General features: G+C 58.9%; 14 protein-coding genes and 1 riboswitch. Of the genes, 11 read left to right on the top strand and 3 right to left on the bottom strand.

Features of this window, described 5'->3' with window-relative positions:
• Nucleotides 1–60: 60 nt before the first annotated feature.
• The 3 genes from AC13E3_RS11400 to AC13E3_RS11410 all read left to right on the top strand — a co-directional run bounded on the left by AC13E3_RS11400 (nt 61) and on the right by AC13E3_RS11410 (nt 3,850).
• The gene (locus AC13E3_RS11400) at nt 61–1,245 is read left to right on the top strand and encodes an acetyl-CoA C-acyltransferase (RefSeq protein ID WP_273084630.1); all 1,185 of its coding nucleotides are present in this window, start codon (nt 61–63) and stop codon (nt 1,243–1,245) included.
• 72 nt (nt 1,246–1,317) lie between these two features.
• Nucleotides 1,318–2,424 (top strand): zinc-binding dehydrogenase, encoded by a 1,107-nt coding sequence (locus tag AC13E3_RS11405; RefSeq protein WP_405417923.1) that lies wholly within the window; start codon nt 1,318–1,320, stop codon nt 2,422–2,424.
• A gap of 10 nt (nt 2,425–2,434) precedes the next feature.
• Entirely contained in the window at nt 2,435–3,850 is a 1,416-nt protein-coding gene (locus AC13E3_RS11410) for an aldehyde dehydrogenase family protein (RefSeq protein ID WP_008177061.1), read from the top strand.
• A 162-nt stretch (nt 3,851–4,012) separates the two neighbouring features.
• Here the strand turns inward: AC13E3_RS11410 and AC13E3_RS11415 are convergent, their stop codons facing one another.
• Nucleotides 4,013–4,594 carry a QsdR family transcriptional regulator gene (locus AC13E3_RS11415; RefSeq protein ID WP_014579065.1) on the bottom strand — a complete coding sequence of 194 codons (582 nt, stop codon included), beginning with the start codon at nt 4,592–4,594 and terminating at the stop codon, nt 4,013–4,015.
• Nucleotides 4,595–4,754: 160 nt separating this feature from the next.
• Here AC13E3_RS11415 and AC13E3_RS11420 point away from each other — a divergent pair, with 160 nt between their 5' ends.
• The 3 genes from AC13E3_RS11420 (at nt 4,755) to msrB (ending at nt 8,261) form a co-directional block, all read left to right on the top strand.
• Nucleotides 4,755–5,456 carry a response regulator transcription factor gene (locus tag AC13E3_RS11420; protein ID WP_092031318.1) on the top strand — a complete coding sequence of 234 codons (702 nt, stop codon included), beginning with the start codon at nt 4,755–4,757 and terminating at the stop codon, nt 5,454–5,456.
• 2 nt (nt 5,457–5,458) lie between these two features.
• On the top strand, nt 5,459–6,958 hold the full coding sequence (locus AC13E3_RS11425; protein ID WP_405417926.1) for a sensor histidine kinase: 1,500 nt from the start codon (nt 5,459–5,461) through the stop codon (nt 6,956–6,958).
• Between the two features lie 79 nt (nt 6,959–7,037).
• On the top strand, nt 7,038–8,261 hold the full coding sequence (gene msrB / locus AC13E3_RS11430; RefSeq protein ID WP_008177071.1) for a peptide-methionine (R)-S-oxide reductase MsrB: 1,224 nt from the start codon (nt 7,038–7,040) through the stop codon (nt 8,259–8,261).
• A 1-nt stretch (nt 8,262) separates the two neighbouring features.
• On the opposite strand, the gene AC13E3_RS11435 is transcribed toward msrB, so the two are convergent.
• Together AC13E3_RS11435 and AC13E3_RS11440 are read right to left on the bottom strand one after the other, a co-directional pair.
• A complete protein-coding gene (locus tag AC13E3_RS11435) occupies nt 8,263–8,991 on the bottom strand; it encodes a 3'-5' exonuclease (RefSeq protein ID WP_008177073.1) in 729 nt (242 codons plus the stop codon).
• A complete protein-coding gene (locus AC13E3_RS11440) occupies nt 8,984–10,858 on the bottom strand; it encodes a putative nucleotidyltransferase substrate binding domain-containing protein (protein WP_405421099.1) in 1,875 nt (624 codons plus the stop codon). Before AC13E3_RS11440 ends, AC13E3_RS11435 begins: the two co-directional genes overlap by 8 nt.
• Before the next feature lie 122 nt (nt 10,859–10,980).
• Nucleotides 10,981–11,203: riboswitch (cobalamin riboswitch) on the top strand.
• 135 nt (nt 11,204–11,338) lie between these two features.
• Between AC13E3_RS11440 and AC13E3_RS11445 the strand changes: the two genes are divergently transcribed.
• The 5 genes from AC13E3_RS11445 to AC13E3_RS11465 all read left to right on the top strand — a co-directional run bounded on the left by AC13E3_RS11445 (nt 11,339) and on the right by AC13E3_RS11465 (nt 16,647).
• Nucleotides 11,339–13,177 carry a TonB-dependent receptor plug domain-containing protein gene (locus tag AC13E3_RS11445; RefSeq protein ID WP_053113671.1) on the top strand — a complete coding sequence of 613 codons (1,839 nt, stop codon included), beginning with the start codon at nt 11,339–11,341 and terminating at the stop codon, nt 13,175–13,177.
• 30 nt (nt 13,178–13,207) lie between these two features.
• Nucleotides 13,208–14,092, top strand: coding sequence for a cobalamin-binding protein (locus tag AC13E3_RS11450; protein ID WP_288367871.1), 885 nt, complete (start codon nt 13,208–13,210; stop codon nt 14,090–14,092).
• Nucleotides 14,079–15,053, top strand: coding sequence for a FecCD family ABC transporter permease (locus AC13E3_RS11455; protein ID WP_092031308.1), 975 nt, complete (start codon nt 14,079–14,081; stop codon nt 15,051–15,053). The genes AC13E3_RS11450 and AC13E3_RS11455 overlap by 14 nt, the downstream gene beginning before the upstream one ends.
• A complete protein-coding gene (locus AC13E3_RS11460; protein WP_405417930.1) occupies nt 15,053–15,817 on the top strand; it encodes an ABC transporter ATP-binding protein in 765 nt (254 codons plus the stop codon). Before AC13E3_RS11455 ends, AC13E3_RS11460 begins: the two co-directional genes overlap by 1 nt.
• 221 nt (nt 15,818–16,038) lie before the next feature.
• Nucleotides 16,039–16,647: a hypothetical protein gene (locus AC13E3_RS11465; RefSeq protein WP_405417932.1), complete on the top strand. Its 609-nt coding sequence runs from the start codon at nt 16,039–16,041 to the stop codon at nt 16,645–16,647.
• Nucleotides 16,648–16,659 lie beyond the last annotated feature (12 nt).

Genomic DNA, 16,659 nt, shown 5'->3' on the forward strand with positions numbered 1-16,659 from the left:
GGCTTAGCTGAGTGTTTAGGCTAACCCGACCTACATGTTTCAAAAATTGAGGGCATTGTTATGTCTGATGCAGTAATCGTCTCCACCGCGCGCACCGGCCTTGCGAAATCCTACCGGGGCTCTTTGAACAACACACACAGCGTGGATATGGCAGGTCACGTTATCAAGCATGCTGTTGAGCGCGCAGGTATTGATCCGTCTATTGTTGAGGATGTGATCATGGGCGCGGCCTACCAGGAGGGCGCCCAGGGCCGGAATATTGCCCGTCTGGCGGCCATCCGCGCCGGTCTTCCGGTGACCACTGCCGGGTTCTCCATCAACCGGTTCTGCAGCTCGGGGTTGCAGTCCATTGCCCTGGCGGCACAGCGGGTGGTGTCCGAAAAAGTACCCGCCATGGTGGCCGGGGGCGTTGAGTCCATTTCCCTGGTGCAGAACGAGAAGATCAACAGCTTCCACGCCACCAATGAGTGGCTGATGAAGAACAAGCCCGAGCTGTACCTTTCGATGATTGAGACGGCGGATATTGTCGCCAAGCGCTACAACGTCAGCCGTGAAGCCCAGGATGAGTATTCGCTGATTTCCCAGCAGCGCACGGCGGCGGCCCAGCAGGCGGGCAAGTTTGATGATGAGATCGTGCCTTTCGATGCCACCATGCTGGTCAAGGACAAGGAAACCGGTGAGGTCAGTGAAAAGCAGGTGACCCTGAAAGGTGACGAGTGTAATCGCCCGAATACGACCCTTGAGGGCCTGGCGGGTCTGGAGCCGGTGCGTGGTCCGGAGCAGTTCATCACGGCGGGCAACGCCAGCCAGCTGTCGGACGGCGCCTCCGTGTGCACGGTGATGAACAGCACTTATGCCGAGAAGCACAACATTGAACCCATGGGTATTTTCCGTGGCTTCGCTGTGGCGGGATGTGAGCCGGATGAGATGGGCATCGGCCCGGTGTATGCGATTCCGCGCCTGCTTGAGCGCAATGGTCTGACCATGGACGACATTGATCTGTGGGAGCTGAACGAAGCCTTCGCGTCCCAGGTGATTTACTGTCGTGACCGCCTGGGCATTCCCATGGAGAAGCTGAACGTGAACGGCGGCTCAATTTCCATCGGCCACCCATTTGGTGTTACCGGTGCCCGCCAGACAGGCCACGCCCTGATCGAGGGCAAGCGCCGTGGGGCGAAATACGTGGTGATCACCATGTGCATCGGCGGTGGCCAGGGTGCTGCTGGCCTATTCGAGGTGATTTGAAGCCGGCCGGTATGAGATCGGGGTCAGAAGAATGCTTTCTTTTGACCCCTTGTTGACCAAAAGGGGAAATGCATGGACAGACAAGCAAAAGCCGTCGTCTGCCGGGAATGGGGGCAGCCTGTTCAGGTGGAAACCATCACGGTAGAAGGCCCCAAGCGGGATGAAATCACCATCAAGATCGCGGCCTGCGGCGTTTGCCACAGCGATCTGTCCGCCACCACGGGTAAGATTCCCTACCCGCCTCCCCTTGTATTGGGGCACGAAGCCGCCGGCGTGGTTGTCGAAGTCGGTGAGGGCGTCACGGCCTTCAAGGAAGGCGACCATGTGGTGAGTACCTTCATATCCATGTGCGGCAAATGCAGCCAGTGTGTTCGTGGCCGCCCGGTGCTCTGTGAGAACGCCCGCAAGGCCATGTTCAACCTGCCGGATGGCACGGTCAGAACCAAAGGCGCGGACGGCGAGCCCCTGAACGTCTTCGGCGCCTGCGGCGTGATGGCCGAGTTCGCCACCATGCACGTCGACAACTGCGTAAAAGTGGATGAAACCGTGCCGATGCAGAACGCCGCCCTGGTGGGTTGCGCTGTGATGACCGGTGTCGGCGCTGTCTTCAATACGGCAAAGCTGGAGCCCGGCTCCCGAGCCGCCGTGTTTGGCATCGGTGGCGTTGGCCTCAACGCCATCCAGGGCTGTGTGACCGCCGGCGCCGAGATGATCGTGGCGGTGGACAGCAACCCCGCCAAGCTGGCGATGGCGAAAGAGTTTGGTGCCACCCACACCGTGAATATTAACGAGGTGGAGGACGCCGCCAAGGCTGTGAAGAAAATGACCGGCGGCGTTGACTACGCCTTCGAATGCGTCGGTGCCGGGCCGGTGGTGGAACAGGCCTACAAGAGTCTGGGCCGTGGCGGTACCGCCGTGGTCGTGGGTGTGGCAGATCCGAAGGACAAGACTTCGCTGACCACCCTCACCCTGCCGGCGGACGAGCGAACCTTGAAAGGCAGCTGGCTGGGTTCGGCAAGGCCGCAGCACGATTTTCCCAGGATCCTGGGTCTTTACAAGGCTCGTAAACTCAAGCTGGATGAACTGGTTACCCGGACCTACCCCATAGAAGAAGCCGCACAGGCGTTCGATGATATGGTGGCAGGCAAGAACGCTCGAGGCGTTATCGTATTTGAATGAAGGGGGAAGCATGAACGAGCTGAACAGGAACTACATCAACGGCCAATGGGTTAGCTGGGCCGGTGACATGATCGACGTTCACGAAGCTGGCACCGGTGACGTGATTGCCCGCGTTCCCGCCGCCGGCGCGGATGAGATGGAACAGGCCATTGCCGCCGCCGATGCGGCGTTTGAAAGCTGGTCGGAAAGCACCCTGGAAGAACGGATCAAGGTGCTGGAACAGCTGCACGCGGGCCTGAAAGAGCGCGCGCCGGAAATCGCCGAGACCGTCTGCCGGGAAGTGGGCATGCCCATCAAACTGGCCACGCCGATCCAGGCTGGTATGCCGGCTGCGGTGACCAAGAGTTACCTGAAGCTGCTGCCCGACTTCCCGTTCACCGAACAGTCGGGCAACTCCGAGGTGCAATATGCGCCGGTCGGTGTGGTTGGTTGCATTACCCCCTGGAACTACCCGCTGCACCAGGTGATCCTGAAAATCGTTCCTGCGATTGCGGCCGGTTGCACCGTGGTGCTCAAGCCTTCGGAGATCGCTCCCCAGACGGCGTTTATCCTTGCCGAGATCCTCGATGGCACCGACCTGCCCAAGGGCGTGTTCAACATGGTGTGCGGCTATGGTCATACCGTGGGTGATACCCTGATCAAGCATCCGGATGTGCGCATGGTGTCCTTCACCGGCTCCACCCGCACCGGCAACCTGATTGCCCACGCCGCAGCCGATGACTTCAAACGCTTCGCCCTGGAGATGGGCGGCAAATCCGCCTCCGTGATCCTCCCGGACGCCGACCTGGCGGCTGCTGTTAAAGGTACCATCAACAACTGCCTGCTGAACTCCGGCCAGACCTGCACCGCGCTCACCCGCATGTTGGTTCCGGCCGACAAGCACGACGAGGCCTGTGAACTGGCCGCCGCTGCCGTGGCTAAAATGACCCCGGGTAACCCGCTGGAAGAAACCACACGGTTGGGCCCGCTGTCGTCTGCCCAGCAGCGTGACAAGGTGATCGACTACATCAAACTGGGTATCCAGGAAGGCGCCAAGCTCATCGCCGGTGGGCCGGAAGCGCCCGAGGGATGCGAGAAAGGTTACTTCGTCAAGGCGACCGTCTTCGGCAACGTAAAACCGGACAGCCGCATCGCCCAGGAGGAAATTTTCGGGCCGGTGCTGTGCGTGATCCCATACAACGACGAAGCCGAAGCGGTGAAAATCGCCAACGGCACCCAGTACGGGCTATCCGGTGCAGTCTGGTCCGGCGACGACGCCAAGGCCAAGAAAATTGCCAGCAAGCTGCGCACTGGTCAGGTATTCGTGAACGGTGGTGCGTTCAACCCGATGGCACCGTTTGGCGGCTTCGGCCATTCCGGTATCGGCCGCGAATTTGGCAAGTGGGGACTGGAGGAGTTTTTGGAAATCCGGTCTTTGCAGCTGTAAATGCCGATAGGCTGGGCTGCCGATCGGTGGCCCTGAGAGTTAGATCGGCCACGGGGTGGGGGTGTCTTTTCTGCCGGGAAAAAATGTCTGAGCGAAGCGAGTTGTTTTTCCCGGCAGAAAAGACACCCTCGCCTCGGGGCCAGCCCCCAAAGCCTGTAAGCCCTAGGCCTTCCCCCCAAGCAAAATCCGCACGGCCGTACAGGCATCCTCCAATTCTGCTTCCCTGGGTTCGCGTCCGGCGATGATGTCGCTGTAAAGGCAGGACTCTGCCAGTCTAATCATGAAGTAAGACAGGCTGAAGATGTTCATTGGTGGCTTGATATGCCCGGCCGCTACCTGGTCTTTCAGCATCCGCGTGTTGGTTTCGACCGTGCGAGTGTGCAGGATCGACTGGGACGAGGTGAGGATCTTCAGGGCATATTCCGGGTCCTGGTTGATGAATCGCCGCAGCGGCTCGAAGTGCAGGATCGCGGAGTTGGTGCGGCGGTACACGCCGACAATGTAGTCCACGCCAGTGCCGGGCGTTTCGGCCATGGCCTGTCGCCAAAGGGGTTCGTACAGGGACCAGAGAATCTCGCCGATCAGCAGATCCTTGTTGCCGACCCAGCGAAACAGGGTGGCGCGGCCAATTCCGAGCTCATCAGCCAGCGGCGCCAAGTGAATGCGCTCACCCTTGAGCCACATGCGACGTGCTCGCTTGAACGCCTCGGCCGGTGTTGCCCTGGTTACGGTTTTGTCTGCCACTGAAACCTCATGCCCGAATTTGGATTCATTTTAACGGCTAAACCCGGAGCCGGCTATGCGCGCGGTTCTGACGGCTTGTGATGGTTTTGTGAACTTTTCCGCCTACACTCTGCCATGAAAGCATCGAAAGCCTCCGGCAAATTCAGCGAAGCCCATCACCATGACGCGAACGGTACTGATTATTGAAGACAACCCCGGCATCGGTGAGCTGGTCCGTATGCAGGTTTCAGATCTGGGAATGAAGCCCGTGCTCGTGGACCGGGGGGACACCGGCCTGGAAAGGTTCCGTGAGGGCGGCGTCGATCTGGTTATTCTGGATCTGATGTTGCCTGGCCTGGATGGTTTGGCGGTGTGCCGCGAGATTCGTGCCTGCCCGGGCTATGTGCCGGTTCTGATGTTGACGGCAAAGAGCACAGAGCTGGATCGGGTCCTGGGCCTGGAGATGGGCGCGGACGATTACCTGACGAAGCCGTTCAGCGTGGCGGAGCTGGCAGCGCGCGTCAAAGCGCTTTTCCGACGGGTAGACGCACTCTCTCAGGCAGCGCCTGCCGGCGGTCAGGCTGATGAGATTGAGGTGGACGGGCTTCGGATTGATCCGGTTCGCCGGCGAGTGTTTGTGGATGATCGGGAAGTGGACCTGACCGCCCGCGAGTTCGACCTGCTCTGGCACTTTGCCTCCCATCGGGGCCGGGTGTTCAGCCGGGCGCAATTGCTCGATTCTGTGTGGGGTTACAACCATGAGGGCTACGAGCATACCGTGAACACCCACATCAACCGCCTGCGCAACAAGATTGAAGCCGATCCCGCCGACCCACGATACGTCCAGACGGTCTGGGGTGTTGGCTATCGGTTCATGGATTAGCGATGGCCCTGTCTGTCTTCCGCACCCTTTATGCCCGGCTGGCGATCGGTCTGTTCCTGCTGCTGCTCGTGGTGGGTGGGCTCTTTACCTTTCTGAGTCTGGCTTCGGTGAGGGAATACTCGGCTGCGGTCAACCAGCAGCTGAACCGCGACCTCGCCCGTAACCTGGTGTCTGACCGCAACCTGGTAACCGATGGCAAGCTCAACCGCGATGCCCTGAAGCAGCTCTTCGAGCTGTACATGACCATCAACCCCAGTATCGAAATCTACCTGCTGGATACCGAAGGTAATATCCTTTCCTACTCCGCCGACCCGAACAAGATCAAGCGCAACCGGGTATCCCTGGAACCGGTACGCACGCTGCTTGAAAACCCGGGCGCTTACCCACTGCCCGGCGATGATCCGCGCAGTCATGACCGGCGGAAGGTCTTCTCGGTAACGCCGGTGCCTTCGGCTGCGGATCCAACGGGTTATCTGTACGTGGTTCTGCGCGGCGAGGAGTACGACCTGGCCGAGAGCATGGTGCACAGTAACCGGCTCCTCCAGTTAGGCGCGGGCGCGCTGGCGGTGAGCCTGTTCGTCGGCTTGCTGGCCGGGCTGGTGTTCTTCCGGTTGCTGACGCGTCGGCTGTCGCGGCTGACCGAGCGGGTGGAATCCTTCGAGCGCGGCATGTCTCCGGAGCGCGCCGCCGCGGTGGCGGGCAAAGGCGATGACATTGATTACCTGGCCGCCCGGTTCGATCAGATGGCCCAGCGAATTGTTGCCCAGCTGGACCTTCTGAAACACAAGGATGCCCAGCGCCGGCAGCTGGTTGCCCAGGTCTCCCATGACCTTAGAACGCCACTGGCATCCATCCAGGGTTATATCGAAGCATTGCGCATGAAACAGGACACGCTCGCCGCCGAGGAGCGGGCACGTTTCCTGGATGTGGCCCTGACCGAAAGCCACCGGCTTGGTCGTCTTGTGGAGGAACTGTTTGAACTTGCCGCACTGGATGCCCGGGAGAAACAGCCGAAGACGGAACCGTTTGTGGTTGCCGAACTGCTGCATGACGTGGTGCAGAAGCACCAACCCGAGGCGGAGCGCGCAGGCGTTGCCCTGTCGATTGTTTCCGTCGCTCCGGTCCAGGTGCTGGCGGATATCGCCATGACCGAGCGGGTATTGGATAACCTGATCAGCAACGCCCTCAGCCATTCGCCGAAAGATACGGAGATCACACTGGGCGTTGTCGAACAGGCCGGGGGTGCGCAAATTACCGTCGCCGACGCTGGCCCCGGTATCGATGATGAGCACCTGGAGCACGTCTTCGAACCCTTTTATCAGGCCGCAGGTGCGTCCAGGACGGGCCATGCCGGTCTGGGGCTCGCGATTGCCCAGCGAATGGTGACGCTGCAGCAGGGAAAACTCTCGGTACGCAATGCCGATGGCGCCGTTTTCAGTGTCTGGCTGCCCCTGGCCCGCGACAGCTCGGTCGCGGGCGGCGAAAAATCCACAGCGTTATGAATTCGTAATACCTGGTGAACGTTTTCGTGAATCCACCGCCCTACGCTGTAGGTATGGAATCACGTGAAGGAGATATCTGATGAAACGCAAGATCATGGGTCTGTTTTCCGCAGTGGCATTTGTCTCTGCAGTTGGTCTGTTCACCACCTACGCGGTTGCCGAAAAGTCGGAGTCGCAGATGAGCAAATACGCACCGGATCAACCGGGTCTGGCCGTGGCGACCTTTGCTGGCGGTTGTTTCTGGTGTGTTGAGGCCGGGTACGAAAAGCGGGTGCCGGGCGTGGTGGAAGTAGTCTCGGGCTATTCTGGTGGGAAAGAGGCAAGCCCCTCCTACAAGCAGGTTGCCTCGGGGCAGACTGGCCATACCGAAGCGGTACAGGTCTATTACGACCCCAACGAAATGACATACGAGGGCTTGTTGCAGGCGCTCTGGCGGATGATGGACCCGACCGATAATCAGGGTCAGTTTGTGGACCGCGGCCAGCAGTATCGTCCTGCTATTTTCTACCATAACGCTGAGCAGAAGCGCCTGGCCGAGGCGGCCGTTGCAGAATTGGAGGCATCCGGAGTTTACGAGAAACCCGTGGTGATCGAAATCGTGCCGTTTGAGAAATTTTACCCGGCGGAGGAATACCACCAGGATTATTACGACAAAAACCCGGTGCGCTACAACTTCTACACCTTCAACTCTGGACGCTATCAGTTTATCGAGAAGGTGTATGGCGAAGATTACGAGCTCGATTACACCCGGTTCCAGGAGAATGCCACAGTGGACGCCAGTGACGATCTGGTGGGCGATGAAAGCGCCAGCACAGAGCCCGGCCAGATGGGCGTTGGCTTCGATCCGGCAAGCTTTGAAAAGCCGGCTCAGGATGTCCTGAAGCAGCGCCTGACGGATATGCAGTACGAGGTGACCCAGGAAGACGGCACCGAGCCGGCGTTTAACAACAAATACTGGGACAACAAGAAGCCAGGACTCTACGTGGATATTGTCTCCGGCGAGCCGCTGTTTTCTTCACGGGACAAGTACAAATCCGGTACCGGCTGGCCCAGCTTTACCCGGCCGATCACACCAGACGCGGTGGTGGAACGTGAGGACAACTCGTTCTTCATGACCCGTACGGAAATCCGCAGCAGCCACGCGGATTCCCACCTTGGCCATGTCTTCAACGATGGCCCTGCGCCAACCGGACTACGCTACTGCATGAACTCCGCGTCTATGGACTTTATCCCGCTGGAGAAGATGGAAGAGGCCGGTTATGGCAAATGGGTTGATGACGTCAGACCAGAGAGCGACGCCTGACTCACAACCACAAATCCGCCACCCGGGTGTCCCGGCTGAAATGGTGCAACACCTGGGCCTGCAGGAGTTCAGCCGTGGCAACCGCATCAATCAGGGCGTTGTGGGCGGCATAGTGAGGCAGCCCATAACGCAGCCGGCTATCAGCCAAGCGAATCGACACGGGCTTCTTCCCCAGCAGTTGTTGCCAGCGTGACGGGTTTCGGTCCGGGTGCAGGTGAGCCTCAATGGCCATGGTATCGATCAACGGAAACCGGATTCCTTCCCCCAAGCGCCATTGCAGGGCAACGTCGAAGAACGATCTCTCGATGTTGCGGTAGTGAACCACGGGGATACGCCCATTCAGGCTGGCAAACAGATCCTTCAGGATATCGTTCAAATCCGGGGCCTGGTCGATATCACTGTGGGTAATGCCGTGGATAGTAATCGAGGTCTGGTGTAGCGGGAGCTTGGGCCGCACGATCCAGTGGCGGGCTTTGCCCAGCTGGATGCCGTCGAGCGTAAACGGCACCAGACCGATACTGACAATCGAATGTTGATTGGCGTCCAACCCGGTGGTCTCGAAATCGAGCGCGACAAAGGGCACCTCGGATAAGGGCGTCTCCGGCGACACACACCCACTCTCGTAATAGGCTTTAAGAATCGGGGACTTGCTCTGCTCCGCCAGGGCCTTGAATTGCTCGGGCCATGGCAGGCGTGTAACAGAATTCTCGGCCTGCTCCTCACTAGACATTACGGGCCACCCCGGCGTGATACCGGAATTTCAGGAACTTCTGGGCACCGCTGACTACCTGGAACGCATCCTTGAGATGGCTGCGCTCAAACGGTGAAAGGTCTTCGGGCCGTACGTTGTTGTCCGGCTGCCGGTCAGCCTCGATTGCCAGGGCCTGGTGTCGGATACGAACGATGGAGATAAACTCAAGCGCATCCCTCAGGTTGCCCAGATCGTCGTCCAGCAGGAGCTTGGTGTTGCCAATGGCTTTCAGTCGTTCGAACGAGTTCTGTGCACGGGAGCCGCAGGCCAGGGCATGAACCCGGATCAGATCCGACAGGGGCGCTGTTCCGCGACGTTTCAGGTTGAAGGTCTTCTGGTGCTTGCCATCCTCTTCCAGCACGAAAGTCCGGAAAAAGCCGATCGGCGGCGTGCGGTTCAGGGCGTTGCGCGCCAGCATTGCCAGGAACCGCTGGCTGTTGCTGGCTTTGTCCGCCACCAGTGTCTTGAGCTGTTCGGCAAAGTCGGTCTCGCCGTAGATGCCATCCAGATCAAAGAAAATATTGCTGTTTAACAGAGCCTCGGCTTTCGGATTATCAATCCAGTCGGTGAAGTAGTCCTTCCAGACGCGCAGTGGCTGCCGCCATTTCTGGTTGGTGGCCATGATGTCGCCGGTGCAGTAGGTATAGCCGCACTCCGCAAGGCCATCGCTGACAAATTTCGCCAGCGCCAGGAAGTATTCGTCGTGTTCTTCCGGCACAAAGCTGTCGTCCAGGATCATGGCGCTATCCTGGTCCGTGACCACCAGCTGCTCGTCCCGCGCCATGGAGCCGAGGGCCATAAAGCAGTAGGGCACGGGTGGGGGGCCGAGTTTCTCCTCGCCCAGCGCCAGCAGACGTTGTGTAAAGCTGCGCCCGATGCCGGCCATGGCACTGCCAATCATGTGGGAGTTGGCATCTTCGTTCACCATGCGAACAAAGCTGTCCCGCACATCCAGGCTGATCTTCTTCAGCCCTTTTACATCCTGCTGATGGTAGATGTTGCTGACCAGGTATAGGCTGCTCTGACTCTCGTACTTTACGATGTCAGACAGCGCAATCACCCCGCGAACCTCATCCCGATCCATCACCGGAAGATGGTGCACATTGTTGTGCAGCATGGTGAGCATGGCCTCGAATATGAACATGTTCGAGCGGATGGTGATCAGATCCTCCGACATGATCTCGCTGATCGGAGTTTCCGAGGCCAGGGCTTCGCTAAGGGCCCGGGTGCGCAGGTCCCGGTCGGTAATGATGCCCTTGAGCAGGGGCTTTTCACCTTCCTCGTCCATCAGCAGCAGTGCGGAGACGCCGTTTTCGGTCATGATCCGCGCCGCTTCCTGCAGGCGAACGGTGTGGGGCGCTGATACCGGCTCCCGGGCAATCAACCGGGTAACCTTGGATGTCATCAGTTGGTTGGACTTTTCCCGACGGGAAACGGCAGAGCGCAGGCGACTGCGGTCTTCAATCTCGACGAAATCGGCGAAGTTGTCCTCATTTTCCCACAGGTACTGGAAGATTTCTCCCGGAATCTTGTAGACCAGTGTGTCTTCCAGGGCTTTTGCCGGAAATCGCACTTTCCGGTTCATCAGGAGGCCAAACTGGCCGAATATTTCGCCTTCGCTGATGCGGTTATACAGCTCGCCCGAACGCCGATAGATTTCTACCGCGCCACTGCGCACGTAATAAAGCCAGTTACTGGGCTCGCCGAATTCCAGGATCTGGCTGCCGGCCTTGAAGTAGACTACCTCAATACCGCCCACCACCCTGTCGAGCAGCTCCTCGGTCATCTCGTCAAACGGCGAGTATTGAGCCATGTGATTGCGGATGTCGACCAGCTCGGCCTGCATAAAACTCCCTGTTTTGGCGAAGAAAAAATGATTGTCAGTCATGGAATATAGCAGTGGCAGAGGCCTGCGACCATGTCGACCTTTGATGGATTTCATTGACCGCTTACCCCGGTGTTGCTAGCCTTGCCACACTTTTTTCAGGTGCCCGTCGCAAAGCGCGACGGGTGAAACGGGAAATCGGTGAGCCTGGTCACGCCAGTGCAAGTCCGATGCTGCCCCCGCAACGGTAAGCAGGACAACGGCAATCTGTGCGCCACTGTGTCGCCAAGACATGGGAAGGTGATTGCCCGGGAACCCAGAGTTCCGCCTGCCAGCCCGGAGACCGGCCTGGAAAAACACCCGATGTTGCGGTGGGCAACCTGGGTGGGTGATATGCCGGTTCCGCATTCCTGACACCAGTCTACCGCCTGCCCCCATTCCCTGTTCCGCAACAAAACCCAGATTCCCGTGCGGGTGCGCGCGGAGTGCGGAGCAAGTTTCATGTTCAGAATTCAAAGCCCTGTTTTACTGGCCGGCGTTGCCATGGCCGCCCTGCCTCTGGCCGTTTCGGCCCAGTCTGCCCCTGAATCCGATGCCCTGGATCCCATCGTGGTTACCGCGACACTGGGGCCGAAGACCGTTGGGGAGAGCCTGTCTTCGGTTACGGTCATCGAGAAGGAGGATATTGATCGGCAACAGCCCGCGGAATTCCGCGACCTGCTGCGCGCCCAGCCGGGGATCAACGTGGTGTCGGACGGCAGTTACGGCAAGACTACCAGCGTATTCCTGCGTGGCGCTGGCAGCTCAGGTACCGTGCTGCTTCTCGATGGTATCCGCCTGCGCTCGGCCTCTGCGGGTATCCCACCCTGGCAGTTTTTGCCTCCCGAATTGATGGAACGGGTTGAGCTGGTGCGAGGTGCGAAGAGTTCCCTCTACGGTGCCGATGCGGTGGGTGGTGTCATCCAGGCGTTCACCCTGGAACCGGAGGCCGGGCGCCAGGGTTGGGGCGAGCTGAAAGGCGGTTCCCATGAAACCCGTGAGGCAACGGCCGGGCTGGCTGGCCGGGAAGGCCGTTCGTCGTTCCTGGCCGGTGGCGTTTATTCGGATACCGATGGCACGAACCTGCGTGCTGGCGGCGAGGACAAAGGATTCCGGAACGCTGGTGGCCTGGCCAAACTGAGCCACAGTTTTGACCAGGGCGGCGGCGCAGGACTGACGGTTTTCCAGTCTGAAGGTAATACCGAGTTTGAAGGCGGTGATACCGATTTCCTGATTCGTGCCATGGGGCTGCATCTGGAAGCGGTTGCCAGTGACTACTGGCGTACACGTATCCAGTTCTCGGAAGCTCGCGACGAACAGGATACCTTCGGAGCCAATCCCAGCACGTTCGACACCCTGTCTCGCTCCGCGCGCTGGGAAAACACCCTGACGGCCGGTGTTCATGAGCTGGTTCTGGGTACGGAGGTCATGCTTGACGAAGTGGATGGCACCAGCAATTTCACAGAAGACAGCCGGACCAACAGCGCGGTTTTCGGTCAGGGCCGTTTGAACTTTGATGCCACCGATCTGATGCTCAGTCTGCGTCTGGATGACAACGAGGCCTATGGCAAAGAGGAGACTGGCGGTGTGGCCTTCGGTCACCAGCTGGACCGCGCCCATCGCTTTCGCCTCAGCTATGCGACATCGTTCCGGGCACCCACCTTTAATGACCTTTACCTGACGGTGCCGTTCTACACCGGTAATCCTGACCTCGATGCGGAAGAGGGGCAGATGGTCGAAGCCGGTTTCTCCGGGCGATATGACCGGTGGTACTGGGACATTGCGCTTTATCAGAACGACGTGAAAGACCTGATTACCTACGTGTCGGACCCGGTGACCTTTGAGGGCACCATGGAAAACGTCGAGACGGCCAGAATCCGTGGCGTTGAGGTTTCTTCCGGTATCGAGACGGCTGACTGGAATCTGGCGGCAGCAGTAACCTACGCGGATACCGAGAATCGCGATACCGGCGCCCGTTTACCACGCCGCGCGGAAAAAAACGTGCGTCTGGATATTGATCGCCTGTTCTCCCAGTGGTCGGTGGGCGCCAGCTTTATTGCCGAGAGTGACCGCTATAACGATGCGGCAAATACCAGTCTGCTGCCGGGCTATGGCACGGTAGACCTGAGAGCGGCCTGGAATTTCCAGCCTGGCTGGTCGGCCTCATTCAAGGTCGATAACATGCTGGATCGTCGGTATGCCACCAGCATCGGATATGACAGTGCGACCTTCGCGCCCTTTGATTATCTGGCCGCCGGACGAACCTTCATGGCCTCGGTGCGCTATGATTTCCAACAGTAAATTCATTGATCTGAGAGGCTCCCGCCCTCTATGAGGCACCTATGGCTCGCTGCACTGTGTGTACTGTCTCTGCTTGCGCCCTCGTTGGCGCAGGCCCAGGGACCCTGCGTACGCGATGCACTGAACCAGAAGGTATGCCTGGCCGAGCCAGCGCAGCGTATTGTTTCTTTGTCACCGGGTGCCACTGAGCTGTTGTTCTCCGCCGGTGCCGGCGAAAAGGTCGTTGCGGTGAGTGCCTGGAGCGACTACCCGCCAGAGGCGGAGAACTTACCGCAGGTGGGCGACAGCAATCGCCTGGACCTGGAAGCCATTGTTTCGCTGGCACCGGACCTGGTGGTGGCCTGGGTGGATGGCAATTCCCGCAGCCAATTGGAACGGCTGTCTGACCTTGGTATTTCCGTATTCTGGCTAGCCCCGCGAACGTTTGACGACATTGCCGCGGCGGTATCGGATCTGGCGTTGCTGACGGGTTCACCGGATCTCGGCAATGAGCGGGCCGAAGCGTTTCGTGCAGAAATAGTCAAACTTAAAGCTCAGTATGCCGATGCCAGACCGGTTAAGGTGTTCTACCAGATATGGGACCAGCCACTGATGACCGTGAACCGGGACGAGCTGATCAGCAAGGCCATAACCCTGTGCGGCGGAGTGAATGTGTTTGGCGGGCTGCCACGGCTGGTGCCCCGGATCAGCCGGGAGGCGGTTCTCGAAGCCAACCCTGAAGTCATTATTACCGCCGGGTCGTCGGACGACAGGCAGTGGCTGGAAGCCTGGCGCGAGTTTCCGGGCCTGGCAGCGGTAGCCGCCGGCAACCTCTTCCTCGAACCGCCGGACCTTCTGGCGCGCCCCACGCTACGTATGGCAGACGGCGCCAGGCACCTGTGCCAGACCCTGGAGCAGGCCCGTGCCTATCTCTAGCCCTTACAAACCTCTCCTCATTCTGCTGCTGGCGGGCTTTCTGGCGGCACTGCTCTCCGTCAGCATTGGCAGTACGTCCATCGGTTTTGGTGACACTCTGAGGGTGATCACCGGCAGTGGCACCGAGTTGCAGCAAACGCTGATTCTGGAGCTGCGCCTGCCTCGCACCCTGAGCGCGTTCGCAACTGGCGGATTGCTGGCCGTGGCCGGGGCACTGATGCAGGTATTGTTGCGAAATCCCCTGGCCGATCCTTATGTGTTGGGGCTTTCTGGTGGCGCGGCAGTGGGTGCGTTATTGGCCATGCTGGCCGGCGCTGCCGGTTTTCTGATATCCGGCTCCGCGTTTGCAGGTGCCATGCTGGCCACCCTGCTGGTGTTTGGTCTGGCTCACGGCAGTGGCAGCTGGACCCCATCGCGGCTGTTGCTTACCGGTGTGGTGGTCGCCGCCGGCTGGGGCGCCATGATTACCCTGATCCTCTCGATGACCCCGGCCAGCCGATTGCCGGGCATGCTGTATTGGTTGATGGGCGATCTTTCCCACGCCGCCACTCCGTGGCCGGGACTGATCATTCTTGTGCTCGTATGCCTGATGGTGTTTCCGCTCGGCCGGGCCCTGAACGTGCTGGCACGGGGCTCCCTGCAGGCGGCGGCGCTGGGCGTTTCGGTGCGGCCACTGGAATGGTCGATCTACCTGATGGCCAGCCTGCTGACCGCAGCCGCCGTCACCATGGCCGGTTCGGTTGGTTTCGTTGGCCTGGTGGTACCGCACATGTTGCGGCTGGTGCTGGGCAACGACCAGCGCCTGATTCTGCCGGCCTGCGCACTGGCGGGCGGTACGCTGCTGGTGCTGGCGGATACCCTGGCGCGGGTGGTGATTGCGCCGGAGCAGTTGCCGGTTGGGGTGATCACCGCGCTGATCGGCGTCCCGACCTTCCTGTACCTGCTGTATAGGAGCCGATGATGACACGCCTGGCAACCGAAGCGCTGATTATCGACATTCCGGGCCGCAGCTCAGGCGTTCCCCTGAATCTGGCCATCGAACCGGGACAGGTCTGGGGCGTGCTGGGCCCTAACGGTGTGGGTAAAACCACCTTGCTCCATACTCTCGCAGGATTGCGGGAGCCCAGAAGCGGAAAGCTGCTGCTTGATGGAACGCCGTTGGACGGCATCCGCCGCAAGACCGTATCGCAACGCATGGGCCTGGTATTTCAGGACCGGCAGGATGGATTCCCGGCCACGGTCCTTGAGACCGCCCTGATCGGCCGCCATCCCTGGTTATCTCCCTGGCAGATGGAGAGCGGCGAGGATCTCGCAATTGCAGAAAAAGCGCTGGAAGCGTTGGACGTTATCCACCTGAAGGATCGCCTGGTGAATACCCTCTCCGGCGGCGAACGCCAGCGGGTAGCCATTGCCACCCTGATGACCCAAAGCCCGGAAATCTGGCTGTTGGACGAGCCGACCAATCACCTGGATTTACAGCACCAGACCGCCGTTATGAAACTGCTGCGCCAACGGGCCGCTGCGGACCGCGCAATCTTCATGTGCCTCCACGACCTGAACCTGGCCGCCCGATGGTGCGACCAGATTCTTCTCCTGTACCCCGACGGCCAGGCCTGCTGGGGCCCGGCCCGCGACATACTGGTGACTTCTGCGCTCGAAAGCCTGTTTGGCCAGAGCTTGCTCTCTGCCGAACTGGATGGGTTTCCGGTGTTTGTGCCGGGTTAAAGGTCTAATCACGGACCACAAAGAGCTTGGGAATAAATGATTAGGGGGCGGGCGAAAAGTCGAAAATTGACGCCTATCCCCGGCCCGTCTACGGTTTAAGATTGGTAATTTTTCGATACACAGTGGAAATCTAGAACTGTCGAGTGGCGGAAAAGTGAAGTTGGGATAGATGTCATTTGTCGTTGAATTAGCTGTCAGAAAAAAGGAGCCGTATCAGAGATATGGAAGAGACTATCCGAACTTTGTGTGAAACCATTCGAAAAGTAAGGTCTATGCCTTCCCATTTTCGAGTGTTTGCCATTGGGGAAAATCATTTTTTCCGCGCAATTGATGGTAGGTATTCGTGGTCTGAGCACTTCAACGAGTTCGGTTATGCGGATATTAGGGTGTTCGATAGAGGCTTGATTTTGGCTGCATTTGCTAAGCTTGAACTGTTAGTAAATGAAACTATCAATCTTCACATAGTAAACGCAGACTCGTCGAAAATAGATGATCTATCTTTCATAGTTAACAAGCTCCCTTTTCAGCAAAGAATCAGAGCACTAAAACAGTTTGGTTTGATCAATTCGTCGCTGGAGAAAAAACTAAAAGATTTAGCCGCTAACCGGAACCAGCTTGCCCATGAGTGGAACGAAAACTCTGCGAAGTATCGAGATGGTTTTCTCCAAGATGATGAAAATTTTGAGCTCTTCAGCACAAATTTTAAACGAGCATTTGAGTCGTTAGTGAATCTCTATCAGAAAGTTCAGGTCGACGTTGATTATGAGGTTTATTTAAGAGGAGTCCTCGCGGAGCTTAAAAAACATAGTGATGGTGAGGTTCAAGGCTGATTCTAACTAGTT

Source organism: Marinobacter sp. L-80 (assembly GCF_056859395.1).